This is a genomic window from Vibrio sp. CUB2 (assembly GCF_001557945.1).
GTDB classification, from domain to species: Bacteria; Pseudomonadota; Gammaproteobacteria; order Enterobacterales; family Vibrionaceae; genus Vibrio; species Vibrio owensii.
In genome coordinates, this window is the sequence record NZ_LNRB01000032.1 from 1 (window position 1) to 19,072 (window position 19,072).

A 19,072-nucleotide genomic window follows, 5' to 3' on the forward strand; every position below is an offset into this window, starting at 1 on the left:
ACCTTCCTCACGACTGAAAGTGCTTTACAACCCGAAGGCCTTCTTCACACACGCCGCATGGCTGCATCAGGCTTGCGCCCCTTGTGCAATATTCCCCACTGCTGCCTCCCGTAGGAGTCTGGACCGTGTCTCAGTTCCAGTGTGGCTGATCATCCTCTCAGACCAGCTAGGGATCGTCGCCTTGGTGAGCCATTACCTCACCAACTAGCTAATCCCACCTAGGCATATCCTGACGCGAGAGGCCCGAAGGTCCCCCTCTTTGGCCCGTAGGCATTATGCGGTATTAGCCATCGTTTCCAATGGTTATCCCCCACATCAGGGCAATTTCCTAGGCATTACTCACCCGTCCGCCGCTCGACGCCGTTATCATCCCCCGAAGGTTCAGATAACTCGTTTCCGCTCGACTTGCATGTGTTAGGCCTGCCGCCAGCGTTCAATCTGAGCCATGATCAAACTCTTCAATTTAAGATTTTGTTCGGCTCAATGAATACTGAACATTACATAAGTAATGTTTGAATTGACTGTGCTGAATCTTTCGATTCAATGGTCACTTCGTTTCATTGAAACCTAATTTGATACCGCTTTCCGTTAAGAAAGAAATATCTAATTGGATTATCATCAACGAGTGCCCACACAGATTGATAGGTTCTTATTTTTAAAGAGCTTTTCTAACATTTTCAGCAACTTAGTTGCTCGTCGTTAGGGGTGCGTATCTTACTTCACACCGTGGGAGAGTCAAGCATTTTTTTCAAATTCTTTTTTCTCTCTTCCCGACTCGCTGTGTGACTTTCGTCTCACTCCGTGTCGGTGGATGCGCAGTATAGGGGGTTGAGAAATTAGCACAAGCGTTTTTTGCAAAAAAACTTTCAACCGAACAAATAACAAGCATTCTGCATAGATACTCAACGATCTTGTCTAATATTTCGGGTTGTAGAGGATCTTTTCATGAAGAAATGCCTGACTTCCGCATTAAAAGATCGCCTATTTCTTTGTGATTTCGGTTACTGATCTTATCTCTCTTGGTTCTTTTTTCTCTTTCTACCTATATAAAGATGAAAAAAAGAGCAGAACGATGACGAACTGCTCTTTTGGTCTTTGCTTTTTATTTGGGGTACTTCAGGTGAAGTCTTGGAAAAGTGTTTCTTCTATATATAGAAGAAAAGATCAGAGCATCCTTGCCCTTCTCTTTACGACAGATTAGTTAGGGGTATATCTAAATGTCGTTATTGTTCGATGACGCATTGAGCTCGTAAGAGTGGAGCATGCTTGCATTCCCAATGGCGTCATCTTCGAGAGGAACTTAGTTCTTCAATACTTTTACGGTGTAGCTACCATCTTTTTGTTGGTATAGACCGTGGATGTCGGTTTCGAAACCTGGGTAATGCGCACCGATTTCACAAAGCATCTCTAGGAAGTCCAGCACAGGGCGAGACTCTTGAGTCACCATTTCACCAGGAAGTACTAGTGGCACACCTGGAGGGTAAGGAAGGATCATGTTCGCACTTACGCGGCCAACCATTTCTTCCAGTTTGATTTCTTCGATGTTGCCACGAAGCTCTTCTTGCCATGCTGCGTGTGGTGTTACTTTCATTTCTGGAAGTACATCGAACGCTTTGTACATTAGCTCTGGTAGGTTGTATTTCTTAGTTAGGTCATGAATTGCTTGTGCTAGTTCTTGAACGCGCATGCCTTCATAGAAGCTTGGGTCTTCGTTGTATAACGAAGGTAGGAAGCTCTTGATAGTTAGGTTCAAGTCGTAGCCACGTTTAAATTCAGTTAGACCGCGTAGCAATTGCATTGCTTTTGATTTGTCGATACCGATTGAGAATAGGAACAACAAGTTGTATGGACCTGTTTTCTCTACCACGATGCCGCGCTCGTCTAGGAATTTAGCCACCAGCGAAGCAGGAATACCTGATTCTTCTAGTTCGCCTTCTTTATTCATCCCAGGAGTCAGTAGCGTTACTTTGATTGGATCAAGATACATGTGGTTGTCATCCATGTTCTTGAAGCCGTGCCATGTGTCGCTAGGGTCTAGTTTCCAACATTCCGTGGTATCGATGTTTTCTGGTTGCCATACATCGAAGAACCAGCTGTCGCTTTCTGCTTCTAGACGTTTGATCTCTTTACGGAAGCGGATTGCGCGATCGATAGAGTCTTGCATCAACTTCTTACCAGTGTTGCCGCGCATCATTGCCGCTGCAGTTTCAGTAGAAGCAACAATGCCGTACTGAGGTGAAGTTGAAGTGTGCATCATGAATGCTTCGTTGAAAGATTCTTTATCAAAGTCACCTTTCACGTGAATCATTGAAGCTTGTGAGAACGCTGCCAACAGTTTGTGTGTTGATTGTGTTTCGTAGAACACTTTGCCTGGCATCGCTTCACCACTCATACCACATTTACCTTCGTAAATTGGGTTGAAGTTAGTGTAAGGCACCCAAGCACTGTCGAAGTGGATGTGTTTACAATCTAGCGACTCTTTGATGAATTGCGTGTTGTACAACAGACCATCGTAAGTTGAGTTAGTCACTACTGCGTAAGTTGGTGCTGTTGCACCTGGTGTTTTCGCCACTTTCTCTGCGATTACATCGCGGCTGAATTCGCTTTGTGGGATACCACCAAGGATGCCGTATGCGTTACGAGTTGGACGGAAGTAGATTGGTGTCACGTCGCTCATCATCATTAGGTGAGTCAGAGATTTGTGACAGTTACGGTCAATCAGTACTGTGCTGCCCGCAGGTGCTGAGTACATACCAACGATTTTGTTCGATGTAGACGTACCGTTAGTTACGATGTACGAGCTGTCTGCATTGAATGTGCGTGCGATGTATTCTTCTGCATCTTTATGTGGACCTGAGTGGTCTAGTAGAGAACCTAGCTCAGGCATTGAGATTGATACGTCCGCTTTGAATGTGTTTGGACCGTAAAAATCGTAGAAGATGCTACCAGCAGGGCTTTTCTGGAATGCAGTACCGCCCATGTGACCTGGAGTACAGAAGGTGTATTTACCTTCTTCTACGTATTTGAATAACGCTTTAGTGAATGGAGGCATGATGGCATCTTTGTATGCCTCAGTCGCTTGGTTGATTTTGATAGCGATATCGTCAGCCATACCTAAAGCGTACTCGAAGAAGCTCACGTTTAGACGTAGGTCTGTCAGTGAAATGTCTAGAGTAGACTGTTCGTTAGCAAATGCGTGAACAGGCAGTTTTTCGTTGATTTGGCTGATACGTTCACATAGCTCTAGTGAGTATTTATCCCAGTCGAACAGCACACCGCAAATGCGTGGGTTCATCTCAATCATTTTGATCAAGTCTTTATCATCTACTGGGTAAACCACTTCGTAGCCCGCTTTCTCAAGAGCAGCGTGAAGTTGACGAACTGGCTCTTCTTTAAAGAACACACCCATGTGGTTCAAGATAGCGAATATATTCATTTGGACATCTCCAAGGCGAATGAGGGCGCTCTTTGCCATTTACAGGCAATGAGTAAGGTGAGCGCCGCGTGAATTTGGGTTTTATGGGCTGGCACCGTAGTGCCAGCGTTTTGGGGATTAGTTGCTTGCTTGGGCAGGCATATCGTCAGCGTGCATTTTCACGTACTGAGCAAGACCTGCTTTTTTGCTGTAGAACATCAAGATAACTAGAGAAACGATGAAGGTTGCTGTTAGCGTACCGCCCTCTGCACCTGCTAGTGCGATGAAGCAGAACAGACAAGCCACACCAGAGAACAGCATTACGAAGCCGTTGCGTGTTGTCATACCTTCGAAGCGAATCAAGTTGATGCTTGAGTAGAAGTAAGGCAGCATCGTTAGTAGAACTGCGTCAGTCGTTAGTTGGTTGAACAGGTCTGATGCGTGCGCTGTTTTAGAGCTGAAGAACATCAGTACAACCATCAGTGCAGTCATCTTGATTGACGCAAGGATTAGACCTTTCTTAGGCACACCGTTTTTGTCAGTTTCGCCGTAGATTTTAGGGAAGTTGCCGTCGTTTGCTGCGCGTTTACCTGCTTCACCTACTAGCATCATCCAAGAACCTAGCGAAGTGAAACATGCTAGCGCTGTGAATGCTGATACGAATGGTGCTGTCCAGCTACCGAATAGCTCAGTGGTTGCTAGTGCAAATGGCGCACCTGATGCCGCAACTTCTGACGCTGGGAACATGCCGCTGATCATTTGAGTTGATAGGATGTAAATCACACCTGCGATACCAGTACCCAACATAGTTGCTAGTGGTACAGTACGTTTAGGGTTTTCTACCATACCAGTCGATACCGCTGCTGATTCCACACCTACGAATGACCATAGACAGATAAGAACCGCTGTTACTACCGCGTGGCTGTCAGTGCCTGCTGATACGTTCCAGTTTTGGCTGTAAAGCGCAGTATCGAAGTGCGTCCAACCAAATGCAGCTGTACCAACAACTGGGATAAGGATAAGAACTAGACCAAGCGTACATAGACGGCTTACCCAGCTACCACCAAGTAGGTTGACGAAAGTGAAGATCCATACCGATGCAATCGTCGCAATACCTGCTGGGATTGGGTTATTAAGCACAGGGAAGAATACTGAAAGGTAAGAAACACCTGTAATGGCAATAGCCAGGTTACCAATCCAGTTCGCGTGGTAATAAAGAACGCCCGTTTGGAAACCAAATACCGGAGACACTTCGCCAGCATAAGCGATAGGACCACCTTCTTGTGGGTTTTTGGTTGCCAGACGAGCGTAAACGAACGCCAGACTCAGTGCACCGACCAAACAGATCAGCCAACTGAAGATTGAAACAGAGCCTACAGAGGCAAGACTAGAAGGTAATAGTGCGATACCACTACCCATCATGTTACCGGCTACGACACCCGTACAGGCAATAAGGCCGATTTTTTTCGCATTCGATGACATAACATCTCCAAATCTATTCTACTCGAGTCAACATGACTCAAACTGAATGGTTATTAGCGAGATGCTATGAGGAAGAACCTGCTCGACCTCGCTAAATTTCGAAGTGAAGACTACGCCCAAAAACTGGGAAAAAAATAAACTTGGGGTTATCAATAAAACAATTAGCCCATCGGTATAAAGTTGAGATAAACCTGATAAACTAAAAAATATAAAGTCAGCATATACAGCAACTTAAGACAAAAAACTAAAGCACTCATGTCGAAAAGCTAAAAACATCAACCTCAACAAATTTTCCATCAACCTTATCAACCGCTATCAACATCAAGCTAACCCTATCCTGATTACCCAAACTGTTGATGCAGACTTTTCCTACCCTTATTGACCAATTGACTTACATCAAACTTCCCCTCCTCTTTTACTCAGCGATGCATAAGTACAAGCGTTATTACGCATAAACAACTGCGTTGTCGTGACCGGTTTTAAACACGCAATGCTAAGGCCGAACCCCAAAAGTTCGATATGGAGCGGCACTAAGACAGGAAGTAAGAAGTAGAATGCCAAGGTGGCGAGAATAGAGAATAGAGAATTGAGAATTGAGAATTGAGAATTGAGAATTGAGAATTGAGAATTGAGAATTGAGAATTGAGAATGGAAAGCCCTCTACTCTTCTATAGCAAGCATTATTAGTAGCAATAGAGGTAAGAAGCACACACAAGAGGCAGATACAAAAAAGCCCCTCACCGAAATGAAGGGCTAAAGATATCTTTACTTATTAGATAATGGCCGCCTACAACATACGAACCACGGAAGGATGCACTGCGCGATACATAGCGTAATCAATCGCCTTCATGTTACTTGGAAAAACCAAGTTCTCGCACAATAAGTAAGTCTCTACGGATGTATCAATATAGAAGGCTTCGCTGTAGGACTCACTTGCCCAATCCAAATCACCATCCAGCTCGGCGTGCTTACCTCGAATCACGTAAGACAATACCGAATCACGAACGTCCAATGCTTGATTCAAATGTCGCTTAGCTAAATCAATGTCACCAGTGATCGTCTCATGCAGAGCTAACGCTTCATAAATACGCGGCTGAATAGGCCCAACCATCATCTTAGCGTTGGCTTCCAACTTATCACTTAACTGCTGAACCCTGCTCTTTCTTAGCTCCAATGCAGGATCGAGTGCTTTTTGCACATGGTAAGCAATGAGTAGCTCCGATTGGACATAAGCGTTATCTGGTTCAATCTCGAGGATTTTCTCCATCAAGTCGATACCATGTTGGAATTGATTCGCATCCGATACGTTCAAGTAGTGGTTTGCTTCAACAAACAACTCCAATGCGTCTGGGTTCATTGGCATACCCGCCACCAGCACTTTGGATTTCAGTTTTGCATCTGGCACTTTCAACACTCGCATCAAATCCAAAGACGCTTGTTGCATCACGGACTTTAAGTGGCTGTTAGTTAATGCGTACTGACGGCTAAACAGCACTTTCTCTGAAGAGTTGTTGCGGTATTCCACTTCAAGGAAGCTGCCACCATCATTTTCTTTGACGCGCACGACCACAGATTTCCCCGGAACGATACCCGTGGTAAACGAAGCTTTCTTGAGCATCACACGATAGTCACTCACTTGAGCCACATCAGCCATCAGCTTCTGCGCGAAGCCATCTGCTAAGTCGTAACTTCGACCTTCTCTGCTGAAGTTATCTTGAAACTTGAACTCAATAAGGTGGGTATCAATGGCTTGGGTGATGCGCACTTCTGACTGCTTATAAGTAAACACCCCCATCACCACGACCAAAATACTGATCCAGATGAAGTTCATGAAACCCAATCGCCATGGGCTGATTTTGTTCGGTTTACGCGGCGCTTTTTTCTCTTTCGACATCTCGCAAACGGCGCGAGTTAAAGGCCCTGCAGGGAATGCGATAGTTGGTGCTGGCGCTTCTGGCAGTTCTTCTTCTGTTTCTTCAACAACAGGAGGAAGGATTTCGGCATCGCAATGACGACTTGCAAGGAATTCCTCGTGTGTCATTGGGGTCACATTCGCCACCAGCTTGTAACCACGCTTAGGCACAGTGATCACGTAGCTGATGTTTTCTTCTCGACCATCTCGCAGAAGTTTGCGCAGTTCGAAGATCGACTGTGTTACGACTTGATCCGTCACAATCGCACCAGCCCAAACATATTGGATCAGCTCTTCGCGATTGAACACTTCACTGGCGTGCTCAGCAAGAAAATGCAGTAGGTTTATTAAGCGTGGCTCAACGGTAACTTCCCTGTCTTGTCGATACAGCTTATTTTCATCAACGCTCAAAACCCAGTCATTGATTTGAAAATAGACTCCAACCATGTATGAAAACTCTCGTATCTGATAGACAGCGTCGCTTTAGGAATAGAGGGGACTACACATTCTTACAGTCGACTAAAGCCGAGATTATAGGTGGGAAAACGGCTTGAACCTAGAAAAGCAAGCCGCCAAAAATGCAAACTTAAATTAAATGACGCAGAAATGAGACTATTCAAGGGCTGCTAGGATAGAACAATGACTGGCATCGTCGTTGTTATGCCCACAACACGCGTCGTTTATCTTCTTTAAAGCAGTACGGATTTTGCTCAGTTCAGCAATCTTCTCATCAATTAAAGTTAACTTTGCAGAAGTGATGGCTTTTACCTCTGCACAACTGTGTTCTGTTGCCTCTAATTTGATCCCTAGCAGCTCTTTTATTTCTTCTAGACTTAAGCCAAGCTCTTTCGCTTTTAGAATAAAGCGCACCTGCTTCTGGTTCTCTTCATTATATAAGCGATAGCCCGATTCACTTCGCCCTGCGGGTGTTATTAACGCATTTTTCTCATAGAAACGGAGTGTATCGGCGGTCACACCACAACGTTTTGCCAGTTCACCAATCTGAAACATAACTTTCCTTATTAACTATCTCGTTACCTTTAAAGCTAAAAATCGAGTTTTTTGCAATTATTTTTGAGACGCCAAACGATTGCGCGAGCTTTTTTGTAATAAATTGGTTAGAATACGCGCCATCAAATAGTGGAGACTGTTTTCTAAGCATGAAAACGCCCGCAAAGGTCTTTACCAAAACTGGCCAATATTTTACCCCAAGAGGTGAAAACAAGTTCATTTTTGGCAAACATCTTTAACTCCGTGAATTTGAGGAAAATGGAAGCATGAATAACGCTCGTCCTATTCGCCGTGCGCTTATCAGCGTATCAGACAAAACAGGTATTGTTGAGTTTGCACAAGCTCTTGTTGAGCGCGGTGTCGATATCCTATCTACTGGTGGTACTGCTCGTCTACTTGCAGAGCAAGGCATCGCAGTAACTGAAGTCTCTGACTACACTGGTTTCCCAGAAATGATGGATGGTCGCGTTAAAACGCTTCACCCAAAAGTTCACGGTGGTGTGCTGGGTCGTCGCGGCCAAGACGATGACGTGATGGAAAAGCACGGCATCAACCCTATCGATATGGTTGTCGTTAACCTATACCCATTCGCAGAAACCGTTGCTAAAGAAGGCTGTACGCTTGCTGATGCGGTTGAGAACATCGACATCGGTGGTCCAACAATGGTTCGCTCTGCAGCGAAAAACCACAAAGACGTAACTATCGTGGTGAACGCTCACGACTACAACCGCGTTATCGCTGAAATGGACGCGAACGAGAAGTCTCTAACACTAGAAACTCGTTTCGACCTAGCTATCGCAGCATTCGAACATACAGCTTCTTACGACGGCATGATCGCTAACTACTTCGGCACTATGGTTCCATCTTACGGTGAGAACAAGGAAGGTGATGAAGAGAGCAAATTCCCTCGCACGTTCAACCAACAGTTCGAGAAAAAACAAGACATGCGCTACGGTGAGAACAGCCACCAAGCCGCAGCTTTCTACGTAGAAGCAAACCCACAAGAAGCATCTGTTTCTACTGCTCGCCAAATCCAAGGTAAAGCCCTTTCTTACAACAACATCGCAGACACTGACGCTGCACTTGAATGTGTGAAAGAGTTCAACGAGCCAGCATGTGTGATCGTAAAGCACGCAAACCCATGTGGTGTAGCTCTAGGTAAAGACATCCTAGAAGCGTACAACCGCGCTTACCAAACTGACCCAACATCTGCATTCGGCGGTATCATTGCATTCAACCAAGAGCTGGATGCTGAAACAGCAGCCGCTATTGTTGAGCGTCAATTCGTTGAAGTGATCATCGCACCTTCTGTTTCTACTGAAGCGATTGAAGTGGTTGCAGCGAAGAAGAACGTACGTCTACTTGAGTGTGGCGAATGGACAACTAAGACAACTGGCTTTGACGTGAAACGCGTGAATGGTGGTCTACTGGTTCAAGACCGTGACCAAGGCATGGTAAGCCTAGACGACCTAAAAGTGGTTTCTAAGCGCCAGCCAACAGAAGAAGAGCTGAAAGATGCACTGTTCTGCTGGAAAGTAGCGAAATACGTGAAATCTAACGCGATCGTTTACTCGAAAGGCGACATGACTATCGGTGTAGGCGCAGGCCAAATGAGCCGCGTTTACTCTGCGAAAATCGCAGGCATCAAAGCTGCAGACGAAGGTCTACAGGTTGAAGGTTGTGTAATGGCATCAGATGCATTCTTCCCATTCCGTGACGGTATCGACGCGGCTGCAGAAGCAGGCATCAAGTGTGTTATCCAACCAGGCGGTTCTATGCGTGATGACGAAGTTATTGCAGCAGCAGACGAACACGGCATGGCGATGATCTTCACAGGTATGCGTCACTTCCGCCACTAATTAGTTTTGGTCCTCCCCCTTACCAAGGGGGAGCTAGAGGGGGTCTGTTGTACGTACACGACTTACCCCTCCCAACCTCCCCTTAATAAGGGGAGGAGCGAAATCAAAGGAAATATTATGAATATTCTTATCATTGGTTCAGGCGGTCGTGAACACGCACTAGGTTGGAAAGCGGCACAAAACCCAAATGTTGAGACTATCTTCGTGGCTCCAGGTAACGCAGGTACAGCACTAGAGCCTAAACTAGAGAACGTAAACATCGCAGTAGAAGACATCGTAGGTCTGGTTGCGTTTGCAAAAGAGAAAGCTATCGAGCTAACCATTGTTGGCCCTGAAGCACCATTGGTTATCGGTGTGGTTGATGCTTTCCGCGAAGCAGGTTTGCCAATCTTCGGCCCGACACAAGCGGCTGCGCAGCTTGAAGGCTCTAAAGCGTTTACCAAAGACTTCCTTGCCCGTCACCAAATCCCAACGGGTGCCTACGCGAACTTCACTGAAATCGAGCCAGCTCTTGCTTACGTACGTGAACAAGGTGCGCCGATTGTAGTAAAAGCTGACGGCCTTGCTGCTGGTAAAGGCGTTATCGTAGCGATGACACTAGAAGAAGCTGAAGACGCAATCAAAGACATGCTAGCAGGCAACGCATTTGGTGATGCTGGTAGTCGTGTCGTTATCGAAGAGTTCCTAGATGGTGAAGAAGCAAGCTTCATCGTGATGGTGGATGGTGAGAACGTTCTACCAATGGCCACCAGCCAAGACCACAAACGCGTAGGCGACAAAGATACTGGTCCTAACACCGGTGGCATGGGTGCATACTCTCCAGCTCCAGTGGTAACACAGGAAATCCACAACCGCATTATGGAAGAAGTGATTTACCCAACGGTACGCGGCATGGCTTCTGAAGGTAACCCTTACACTGGTTTCTTGTACGCGGGTCTGATGATCGACAAAGACGGCACTCCGAAAGTAATCGAGTACAACTGCCGCTTCGGTGATCCTGAGACACAACCTATCATGATGCGCATGGAATCGGATCTTGTTGATCTGTGCCTAGCGGCAATCGACGAGAAACTGGATCAAGCGGAATCGAAGTGGGATCCACGAGCATCGATTGGTATCGTGCTAGCAGCCGGTGGTTACCCAGCAGCATACAACAAAGGCGACGTAATTTCGGGTCTGCCACAAGTTGAAATTGAAGGCGAAAAAGTCTTCCATGCTGGTACAGATAACAAAGACGGCGACATCGTGACAAACGGTGGTCGCGTTCTTTGTGCAACGGCACTTGGCAACAGCGTATCAGAAGCGCAGCAGCGTGCTTACGAGCTTGCAAAACAGATCAGTTGGGATGGCATGTTCCATCGCAACGATATCGGCTACCGTGCAATTGCACGTGAGCAAGAAAAATAAAAACAACTTCAGTTGGCTAAAACGACAAAAGGCGCATTCAGCGCCTTTTTTATTGTTCTTGTTCGAGAATTGAGACAGCTCGAAGCCATGTTTATTCAGAGATCAACTTCGGTCGCGGTACACAATCAAAGTCATCATCATTAAGCATCAGCAATTCATCCACCGTAGCGGTATTACGTGACTCTTTACCGATAAACGCTATGTAGCTGTCCACCGACGCCAATCTATCAATCACAAACTTAGGCAAGGTCTGGTTAAACTCCAGCGTCGCAAACTCACGACCTTTGCAGGTTTCGAACGTTTCGCCATCCCAATACCCTTGGATTAGGCTCTTGCCATCACGAGATTGTTTCTTGATAGACGTAACGACATCGTTCGCCTCTTGCTTGTAACGCTCTAATTGGTCACGTTGTAAAGGCAATACTTTTCCATTCACACGGTATTGCTGATAAATCGCGTCGCCATCTTTATTAAATCGAATGTGGATTTGAAAAGGCACCAATCCTTGTTTGGCATCGAGTTGCTCACCTTTTCGAATCAACTCTCTGAGCTCACCGTCATCCCAACGATAATCACTCTGATATGAACCGTAATCGCCCATCGTGACATAGTCTGCTGCCGTACTAACACGTGTTAGACGTTCAGTCATCCAATATAAACTGGTGGCATCACCCATGATTTTCCCGCCAGAGAAATGGGTAAATTGGTCTAGGTTTGGGGTTTCTACAGAAGAACAGCCAACAAGAGCAAGGCTTGATAGTAGGAGTGAAGTGAGTAGATGTTTTTTCATGAAATTGCACCGAGGCAGGATACCTCGGTGCATTTTAACTTAGTTTACTGATTCTTTCAGCGCTTTACCTGCTACGAATGCAGGTACGTTAGCTGCTGCGATTTGAATCTCGTCACCAGTCTTAGGGTTACGACCAGTACGTGCAGCGCGGTGGTTTACTTTGAATGTACCAAAACCAATTAGTTGAACTTGGTCACCCTCTTTAAGAGCGCCAGTAACACCCTCAAGAGTTGCTTCAAGAGCAGCTTTAGCTTGTGCTTTAGATAGGTCTGCTTTCTCTGCAATAAAGTCGATTAATTGGGTCTTGTTCATTAGGTTTCCCTTCTCATATGTTATCGAATTCATCTCACTCTAAAACATAAATGCCCCATCTGGCAAAGGTTTGTAAGCGATCTTTCGATTTTCTGACGCAGTTTTAGCCATAATATGAGTAATAACTCACAATTTGTTACTACTTGCACGAGGAAAGCTCTTGCTTTCTAATGCAATAAGACCGATTTATAAGGCACTTTTGCGGTTATAATCGCTTAAAATCCCGACTATCACATTACATTCAAGGTCAACTATGCTGCTGTTATCCATTTATATCTCTATTGCTATCGGCATTTCGTTTATCTGTTCGGTACTGGAGGCGGTACTTCTAAGTATCAGTCCGAGCTTCATTGCGCAGCTCAAACAACAGGGGCACCCGGCTTCTGCTCAGCTAGAAAAGCTAAAAGCAGACATCGACCGACCACTTGCTTCTATCTTGACGCTTAACACCATTGCTCACACTATCGGTGCGGCGACGGCTGGTGCGCAAGCGGCAGTGGTATTTGGTAGCGAAGCGCTAGGTATCTTCTCTGCTGTACTGACACTAGCGATTCTTGTTCTATCAGAAATCGTACCTAAGACAATTGGTGCGACATACTGGCGCCAACTTGCACCAGCGGCGGCTGTTTCACTTCGCTGGATGGTGTGGGCACTAACACCATTCGTCTGGTTCTCAGAGCAAATCACGAAACGTCTTGCTCGTAACCACGAAGCACCAAAAATGCGTGATGAGTTGTCAGCAATGGCTATTCTGGCGAAAGAAAGCGGCGAGTTCGCAGAGGGTGAATCAAAAATTCTGAGTAACCTGCTAGGCATTCAAGACGTACCAGTAACGCAAGTCATGACACCGCGTCCGGTCGTATTCCGTGTAGACGCAACCATGACCATCAATGACTTCCTAGAGAAACACAAGGAGACGCCTTTCTCTCGTCCACTGGTTTACAGCGAGCAGAAAGACAACATCATTGGTTTTGTACACCGTCTAGAGCTGTTCAAGCTGCAACAATCAGGCAGCGGCCAAAAACAACTTGGTTCGGTTATGCGCCCTATCCAAGTGGTACTAAACAACACCGCTCTACCTAAAGTGTTCGACCAAATGATGACTCACCGCCTACAACTGGCGCTTGTGGTTGACGAATACGGCACGGTACAAGGCCTTGTGACGCTAGAAGACATCTTTGAGCACCTACTAGGTGAAGAGATCATCGATGAAGCGGATAAGAGCACAGACATGCAAGAACTGGCTTACCAACGTTGGGAAAGCTGGAAAGAAAAGCACGGCGTAATTGAAAGCCGCGATGACGATGAAGAAGAGGAACAACTGGAGAAACAGGACAAAGAGCCAGAAGCTCAAGAGCCAACCAAACCAGCCCCTAAAGAATCGTAATCAGCATTGGGCGTAACAGCTCAAACGCACAAATAAAAAAGGCATCCACCATGGATGCCTTTGTTTTATCTATTCAACAATTAAAGTGCAATGCCGATGTTGCTCACGGCTTCTTCGCGTAGCTCTTCACGCAAATCTTTAATCAGGCTGATGTCACGCTCTACTGCTTCGCGCAGTGGACGGAAGATAGCCCACTGAACATCCCACTCTTCACACACGGCTTCATTTTCTTTTTGGTTGTCGTTTGTGATTGGCTCTGCACCTTGTGCTTGTTCTAGGTCAGCAACGGTTTGTACCGACTGTTGGCTCACTTTAAGCATTGAATCGAAAAGGTAGTCGCGATCCAACAGACCATGCAGCAGTGTCGACAAGCTCTGACAAGCATCCATCGCTGGATAAACACCGTAAAAATCGAACTCATCTGCACTTGGGAACAACTCTTCTAACTTCTCTAATTGACGTTCGAAGTTAATTTTCGCGTTCTTAACCGTCAGAATTTCCCATACACTATCAAGAATCGCTCGGTAAGCACGTGGCTCAGCAAATTCTGTATTCTCACAAAACATCGCATAGTTTGGATACATGCGTTCACACAGGCACGCCATGAAGGTAATTTGTTGCCAAGGTTCTAGTTTTTCCAAACGAACCTGAAGAGGATTCTTAAGCATAGTCACTCAATCATTGAAGAAAAAATCAGCGAAAGTGTACTTGATTCATCACAGGGAAAAAAGTTAATGCAGCATCCAAATCAGATTTTCCTGCTCTCAGAGCATCGCGACACCTACGAAACGTTACTGGCGGAAAAAAATCTGCCCGATCTGGCCATCACAAACAAATCTCAAGATGCTCAGATCGTACTGGCGGATCCACCATTACTATCACAAAGGTTAGACGAGTTTTCACAGCTTGAGTGGGTGCAATCAACATTTGCAGGGGTGAATGCTCTGATGGTGCCGAATCTGCGCCGGGATTATGTCCTGACTAATGTTCGCGGTATTTTTGGCCCATTGATTGCCGAGTACGTGATTGGCTACAGCATTGCTCACTTCCGTCACTTCATGCAATACCACCAGCAGCAACAGAGCAAACAATGGCAGCCGCATCTATATACCTCGCTACAAAGCAAAACCATGGTGATTCTCGGCACCGGCAGCATCGGCAGTCATTTGGGTAAAACGGCACAATTGATGGGCATGAAAGCCATAGGGGTCAATCGTACTGGCATCCCTACTTCTGGCGGTGAATTCAATCAAACTTTTCATATCAATGAACTCGCCAGCGCCTTTCACCAAGCAGATATCGTGGTAAATACGCTGCCGAGCACACCAGAGACGCAACGTTTGCTCAACAGTGAGGTGTTAAGCCATCTTAATCAGGCATTACTATTTAATGTTGGAAGAGGCGATGTGATTGATGATGCGGGTCTGTTGCTCGCACTAAAGAATCGCTGGGTGGAACATGCTTTTCTCGATGTGTTTGAACAAGAGCCACTTTCACCGCAACATCCGTTTTGGAAACTTCCGCAAGTAACCATCACTCCTCACATCGCAGCGTTAAGTTTTCCTGAGCAAGTAATCGACATTTTTGCAGACAACTACTTGAGTTGGAGGGACGGTTTCTCTCTAACTAATCAGGTCGATTTCGATAAAGGGTATTAACCATCTTATGTCTTTAGAAACACTGCTAAAGCAAGTACGAGCCTGCCAGATCTGCGCAGACGATTTACCTTTGGGCGCAAACCCTGTCGTGCAAGCTGCAAAAGACGCACGCATACTAATAATCGGACAAGCGCCGGGGACACGTGTGCACAAAACCTCGATACCTTGGAACGATCCAAGCGGCGATCGGTTACGCCACTGGCTCGATATCGACAAAGACACTTTCTACGACCCAAACAAAATAGCCATTGTCCCGATGGGTTTTTGCTATCCAGGTAAGGGGAACTCAGGCGATTTGCCTCCTCGCAAAGAGTGTGCGCCCGCTTGGCATAAAAAGATTTTTGAGCAGTTGCCCAATATAGAGCTGACACTGCTGATTGGTCAGTACTCACAGCAGTACTATCTCACCGACAAACCGAAGACACTCACGCAAACCGTTCAGCAATGGCAGGATTGGGAACCGGACTTTATTCCGCTTCCTCACCCCTCACCACGCAACACATTATGGCTAAAGAAGAATCCTTGGTTTGAATCTGACGTTGTGCCATACCTTAAAAAACGCGTTCATTCGATGCTTTAGGTTACCCATGATCTAATTGCTTGTTTATCTGTACAAGAAAATTAGCGCACAAGAGCCAAAAACATAAGTCATTGTTTATAATGAACTTTAATATCTAATGTACAGTTTAAATAGTAATTAGATCATGGTAGACCAAATACTACCAGAGCTGTACAGCCTTGAGTTTCAGATAAAAAAATACCGGCACTGATTGCCGGTATTTGATTTCAAAAAGTCGAAGTTACTTGTGGTACGGCTTAGATAGCTCGTGTACCGCTTCCACAAATACGCCCGCGTTTTCTGGCGGCACATCCAAATGGATACCGTGACCTAGGTTGAACACGTGACCAGTACCTGCATCACCAAAGCCTTCTAGAATACCCGCGACTTCTTCACGGATACGCTCTGGTGAAGCGTAAAGCATTGATGGGTCCATATTACCTTGTAGAGCCACTTTATCGCCGATACGCGCTTTTGCGTCTGCGATGTTGATAGTCCAGTCTAGGCCTACCGCATCACAGCCCGTTGCTGCGATTTGCTCAAGCCACATGCCACCGTTCTTAGTGAACAGCGTTACTGGTACGCGACGACCGTCGTTTTCACGAATCAGGCCATCTACAATCTTGTGCATGTATTGCAGTGAGAACAGGTTGTAGTCACGAGGAGTCAGTACACCGCCCCATGTATCAAATACCATCACCGACTGTGCACCCGCTTTAATTTGCGCGTTTAGGTACTCGATAACGCTGTCTGCTAGCTTATCTAGAAGTAAGTGCAGAGTTTGCGGTTCTGCGTACATCATCTTCTTGATCTTAGTGAACGCTTTAGAGCTACCACCTTCAACCATGTAAGTCGCCAGTGTCCATGGGCTACCAGAGAAGCCAATCAGTGGAACGTCACCGTTCAAGTCTTTACGGATTTGACGCACTGCGTTCATTACGTATTGCAGCTCGCCTTCTGGATCTGGCAGGCCGATCTTTTCTACGTCAGCTTTGCAAGTGATAGGCTTATCGAAAACCGGACCTTCACCCGCAGCAAAGCGAAGTTCTAAGCCCATTGCATCTGGGATAGTTAGGATGTCAGAGAACAAGATCGCTGCATCAAGAGGAAAACGGCGTAGTGGTTGAAGCGTTACTTCTGACGCCAACTCCGCGTTTTTACACAAAGACATGAAATCGCCCGCTTGCGCACGAGTTGCTTTGTATTCTGGTAGGTAACGACCTGCCTGACGCATCATCCATACTGGCGTGTAATCTACTGGCTCTTTTAGAAGGGCACGCAGATAACGATCATTTTTTAATTCAGTCATTCCGTAATTCCAATTGTTAGGCTTTCTTTGAAAGGGGGTATTCTATCACTGATTTAAGGCTAATAGCTGTGTGCTTTGCAACCTGGATCAAGTTATTAACTTTTAAATCAGTGCTTAATTTGCACCCAGTCGGTATCAGTGTTAAAAATTTGTTCGCTAGCGAAAACTACAATTATAAACTGAGTACCCGGTACTCAGCATCTCATAACGACATCTTACTTACCCCCTCCCTCTCGGAGGGTTTTTTTTTATCTATTTTTCAGCTAATTAGATTCGATATTTTGTCGCGTTTGCTCGATAAGAGCTCGAGCAATTGTCCCTTCTGGTGCAACCGGCGGCATCTCATCAATGCCAAACCATTGTGCATCAGACAACTCAGTGTAATCAGGATTCAATTCACCAGACTCGTAATCTGCTAGAAATGCCATCATCATGCTGGATGGGAAGGCCCATGGTTGGCTGCCAAAATAGCGAATATTTTTAACGTGTACGCCGGTTTCTTCGTGTACTTCACGAGCGACACATTCTTCTAGGGTTTCTCCCACCTCTAAAAAGCCCGCAATGACGGTGTACATGCCATTTCGATGACGAGGATGCTGTGCCAACAAAATCTGGTTATCTTTGCGCACAGCGACAATGATGCACGGAAAAATACGCGGATAGTGCAAAGTACGACACTCACCACACTGCATCGCTAGCTGGTTGTTATTGAGAAAGTTTCGACCACCACACTGGGGGCAAAAGCGAAGGCTTTGTGTCATGTGCCCATATTGAATCGCTTTGCTGATCAGCAAGAAGAGTGCCTCTGGGAAATGCAGACAATCACGCAGAGACACCAGTTCTAAATCGTGGTCTAAATCCGACAGATTTACCCACATCACTGGGGCATTTTGGTATTCACCTATCTGCCTTGCACTCGCTTCTGGCAGTGAGAACTGCTCTGCATTGCCAAATGGTATAGCACCATCCACCAGCCAAACATCGCTTCCTGAGACAACACACCAATAGGCGTTTTTCGTACGGTTAACTTCACCTTTTCTTAACATTACAGCGTCCCTTTGCTTGAAGTTCATTCATTTTACTGGCAATCTAATTTCATACCAGAGTTTGTCGTTCGCCAAATTTGCAACTATAAATTCTAGTAAGGACAAGAGTTTGTAATCACTTTACTAACTTTGCTTTGCAAAGGATACGTTCGCCAATGGGCGATCAGATCATGAGGGCATGGTCATGCTAAAAAAATTCAAACAAACACAAGACCAATGGGGCGGTTCCAGTGACGTTATTGACCATTGGCTGGAAACGAGACAATCTCTGATTGTCGAATATTGTAAGCTTGCAGCACTGCAACCTTGTTCGAAATCCAATGTCATTGAACTCCCTTCCCCTGACGAACTTCAGCACTTCTGCCAGCACCTTGTTGATTATATCTCCGAAGGTCACTTTAAAATCTACGATATGGTGATGGATAAATGGAAAGCCACTGGCTTTGTCGCGACAGATGAAATTAATCAGACCTATGCGAAGATCGTCCTCACTACTGAGCCGTTGTTGACCTTTACCGACAAATACTCTGATGTTTCAGCCGAAGATGAACTGGCTGATTTTGACGAAGATATGTCTTTGATTGGGGAAATCATTGAGACACGTTTCGCTGTAGAAGACCACTTGATTCAGTTGATTGCTGACAGTTTGGCGATGCCGCCTGGCGCATAGCGAGAAGCGAGAAGCGAGAAGCGAGAAGCGAGAAGCGAGAAGCGAGAAGCGAGAAGCGAGAAGCGAGAAGCGAGAAGCGAGAAAATTCTTAAGGGTTGGCGTATGCACGTCAACCCTTTTTGTTTTTTGGGATTCGGGATTCGGGATTCGGGATTCGGGATTCGGGATTCGGGATTCGGGATTCGGGATTCGGGATTCGGGATTCGGGATTCGGGATTCGGGATTCGGGATTCGGGATTCGGCTCTATTTTGTTT

General features: G+C 45.9%; 15 protein-coding genes and 1 rRNA gene. 6 read left to right on the top strand and 10 right to left on the bottom strand.

The features are described 5' to 3' along the window. From ATB78_RS26780 to zntR, 5 genes are all read right to left on the bottom strand, one after another. A 16S ribosomal RNA gene (locus ATB78_RS26780) occupies positions 1-465 on the bottom strand; the annotation flags it as partial. A gap of 835 nt (positions 466-1,300) precedes the next feature. Further along, positions 1,301-3,436, bottom strand: coding sequence for a lysine decarboxylase CadA (locus tag ATB78_RS26785; RefSeq protein WP_017635553.1), 2,136 nt, complete (start codon positions 3,434-3,436; stop codon positions 1,301-1,303). A gap of 117 nt (positions 3,437-3,553) precedes the next feature. Further along, a complete protein-coding gene (gene cadB / locus ATB78_RS26790) occupies positions 3,554-4,897 on the bottom strand; it encodes a cadaverine/lysine antiporter (protein WP_005434864.1) in 1,344 nt (447 codons plus the stop codon). A 787-nt stretch (positions 4,898-5,684) separates the two neighbouring features. Beyond that, complete coding sequence (gene cadC, locus ATB78_RS26795) at positions 5,685-7,256, bottom strand: lysine decarboxylation/transport transcriptional activator CadC (RefSeq protein WP_061011056.1); 1,572 nt, start codon at positions 7,254-7,256, stop codon at positions 5,685-5,687. A 165-nt stretch (positions 7,257-7,421) separates the two neighbouring features. Beyond that, a complete protein-coding gene (gene zntR, locus ATB78_RS26800; protein WP_005434867.1) occupies positions 7,422-7,820 on the bottom strand; it encodes a Zn(2+)-responsive transcriptional regulator in 399 nt (132 codons plus the stop codon). 266 nt (positions 7,821-8,086) lie between these two features. Here zntR and purH point away from each other — a divergent pair, with 266 nt between their 5' ends. After that, positions 8,087-9,679 carry a bifunctional phosphoribosylaminoimidazolecarboxamide formyltransferase/IMP cyclohydrolase gene (gene purH, locus ATB78_RS26810; protein WP_061011058.1) on the top strand — a complete coding sequence of 531 codons (1,593 nt, stop codon included), beginning with the start codon at positions 8,087-8,089 and terminating at the stop codon, positions 9,677-9,679. A 117-nt stretch (positions 9,680-9,796) separates the two neighbouring features. After that, positions 9,797-11,086, top strand: coding sequence for a phosphoribosylamine--glycine ligase (gene purD / locus ATB78_RS26815; protein ID WP_061011059.1), 1,290 nt, complete (start codon positions 9,797-9,799; stop codon positions 11,084-11,086). A gap of 91 nt (positions 11,087-11,177) precedes the next feature. Here the strand turns inward: purD and ATB78_RS26820 are convergent, their stop codons facing one another. Both ATB78_RS26820 and hupA read right to left on the bottom strand, forming a co-directional pair. Further along, positions 11,178-11,876, bottom strand: a complete 699-nt coding sequence (locus ATB78_RS26820) for a DUF1481 domain-containing protein (RefSeq protein WP_061011060.1) — start codon at positions 11,874-11,876, stop codon at positions 11,178-11,180. A 39-nt stretch (positions 11,877-11,915) separates the two neighbouring features. Next, positions 11,916-12,188 carry a nucleoid-associated protein HU-alpha gene (gene hupA, locus ATB78_RS26825; RefSeq protein WP_005433627.1) on the bottom strand — a complete coding sequence of 91 codons (273 nt, stop codon included), beginning with the start codon at positions 12,186-12,188 and terminating at the stop codon, positions 11,916-11,918. A gap of 253 nt (positions 12,189-12,441) precedes the next feature. Between hupA and ATB78_RS26830 the strand changes: the two genes are divergently transcribed. Next, positions 12,442-13,575, top strand: a complete 1,134-nt coding sequence (locus ATB78_RS26830; protein WP_061011061.1) for a hemolysin family protein — start codon at positions 12,442-12,444, stop codon at positions 13,573-13,575. 80 nt (positions 13,576-13,655) lie between these two features. On the opposite strand, the gene ATB78_RS26835 is transcribed toward ATB78_RS26830, so the two are convergent. After that, positions 13,656-14,243: a DUF416 family protein gene (locus tag ATB78_RS26835; protein WP_005434878.1), complete on the bottom strand. Its 588-nt coding sequence runs from the start codon at positions 14,241-14,243 to the stop codon at positions 13,656-13,658. A gap of 66 nt (positions 14,244-14,309) precedes the next feature. On the opposite strand from ATB78_RS26835, the gene ATB78_RS26840 reads away from it, so the two are divergent. Together ATB78_RS26840 and ATB78_RS26845 are read left to right on the top strand one after the other, a co-directional pair. Then, the gene (locus ATB78_RS26840; protein WP_061011062.1) at positions 14,310-15,233 is read left to right on the top strand and encodes a D-2-hydroxyacid dehydrogenase; all 924 of its coding nucleotides are present in this window, start codon (positions 14,310-14,312) and stop codon (positions 15,231-15,233) included. Between the two features lie 7 nt (positions 15,234-15,240). Next, positions 15,241-15,813, top strand: a complete 573-nt coding sequence (locus ATB78_RS26845) for a uracil-DNA glycosylase family protein (RefSeq protein WP_061011063.1) — start codon at positions 15,241-15,243, stop codon at positions 15,811-15,813. Between the two features lie 220 nt (positions 15,814-16,033). On the opposite strand, the gene hemE is transcribed toward ATB78_RS26845, so the two are convergent. After that, on the bottom strand, positions 16,034-17,101 hold the full coding sequence (gene hemE, locus ATB78_RS26850) for a uroporphyrinogen decarboxylase (protein ID WP_005433634.1): 1,068 nt from the start codon (positions 17,099-17,101) through the stop codon (positions 16,034-16,036). 263 nt (positions 17,102-17,364) lie between these two features. After that, positions 17,365-18,147 (bottom strand): NAD(+) diphosphatase, encoded by a 783-nt coding sequence (nudC, locus tag ATB78_RS26855; protein WP_061011064.1) that lies wholly within the window; start codon positions 18,145-18,147, stop codon positions 17,365-17,367. A gap of 178 nt (positions 18,148-18,325) precedes the next feature. Here nudC and ATB78_RS26860 point away from each other — a divergent pair, with 178 nt between their 5' ends. Next, positions 18,326-18,817: an Rsd/AlgQ family anti-sigma factor gene (locus tag ATB78_RS26860; protein WP_061011065.1), complete on the top strand. Its 492-nt coding sequence runs from the start codon at positions 18,326-18,328 to the stop codon at positions 18,815-18,817. Positions 18,818-19,072 lie beyond the last annotated feature (255 nt).

Bases quoted from the DNA above. Each gene is read 5' to 3' on its own strand.
- ATB78_RS26785 (WP_017635553.1), bottom strand. From the start codon at position 3,436: ATGAATATATTCGCTATCTTGAACCACATGGGTGTGTTCTTTAAAGAA.
- cadB (WP_005434864.1), bottom strand. From the start codon at position 4,897: ATGTCATCGAATGCGAAAAAAATCGGCCTTATTGCCTGTACGGGTGTC.
- cadC (WP_061011056.1), bottom strand. From the start codon at position 7,256: ATGGTTGGAGTCTATTTTCAAATCAATGACTGGGTTTTGAGCGTTGAT.
- zntR (WP_005434867.1), bottom strand. From the start codon at position 7,820: ATGTTTCAGATTGGTGAACTGGCAAAACGTTGTGGTGTGACCGCCGAT.
- purH (WP_061011058.1), top strand. From the start codon at position 8,087: ATGAATAACGCTCGTCCTATTCGCCGTGCGCTTATCAGCGTATCAGAC.
- purD (WP_061011059.1), top strand. From the start codon at position 9,797: ATGAATATTCTTATCATTGGTTCAGGCGGTCGTGAACACGCACTAGGT.
- ATB78_RS26820 (WP_061011060.1), bottom strand. From the start codon at position 11,876: ATGAAAAAACATCTACTCACTTCACTCCTACTATCAAGCCTTGCTCTT.
- hupA (WP_005433627.1), bottom strand. From the start codon at position 12,188: ATGAACAAGACCCAATTAATCGACTTTATTGCAGAGAAAGCAGACCTA.
- ATB78_RS26830 (WP_061011061.1), top strand. From the start codon at position 12,442: ATGCTGCTGTTATCCATTTATATCTCTATTGCTATCGGCATTTCGTTT.
- ATB78_RS26835 (WP_005434878.1), bottom strand. From the start codon at position 14,243: ATGCTTAAGAATCCTCTTCAGGTTCGTTTGGAAAAACTAGAACCTTGG.
- ATB78_RS26840 (WP_061011062.1), top strand. From the start codon at position 14,310: ATGCAGCATCCAAATCAGATTTTCCTGCTCTCAGAGCATCGCGACACC.
- ATB78_RS26845 (WP_061011063.1), top strand. From the start codon at position 15,241: ATGTCTTTAGAAACACTGCTAAAGCAAGTACGAGCCTGCCAGATCTGC.
- hemE (WP_005433634.1), bottom strand. From the start codon at position 17,101: ATGACTGAATTAAAAAATGATCGTTATCTGCGTGCCCTTCTAAAAGAG.
- nudC (WP_061011064.1), bottom strand. From the start codon at position 18,147: ATGTTAAGAAAAGGTGAAGTTAACCGTACGAAAAACGCCTATTGGTGT.
- ATB78_RS26860 (WP_061011065.1), top strand. From the start codon at position 18,326: ATGGTCATGCTAAAAAAATTCAAACAAACACAAGACCAATGGGGCGGT.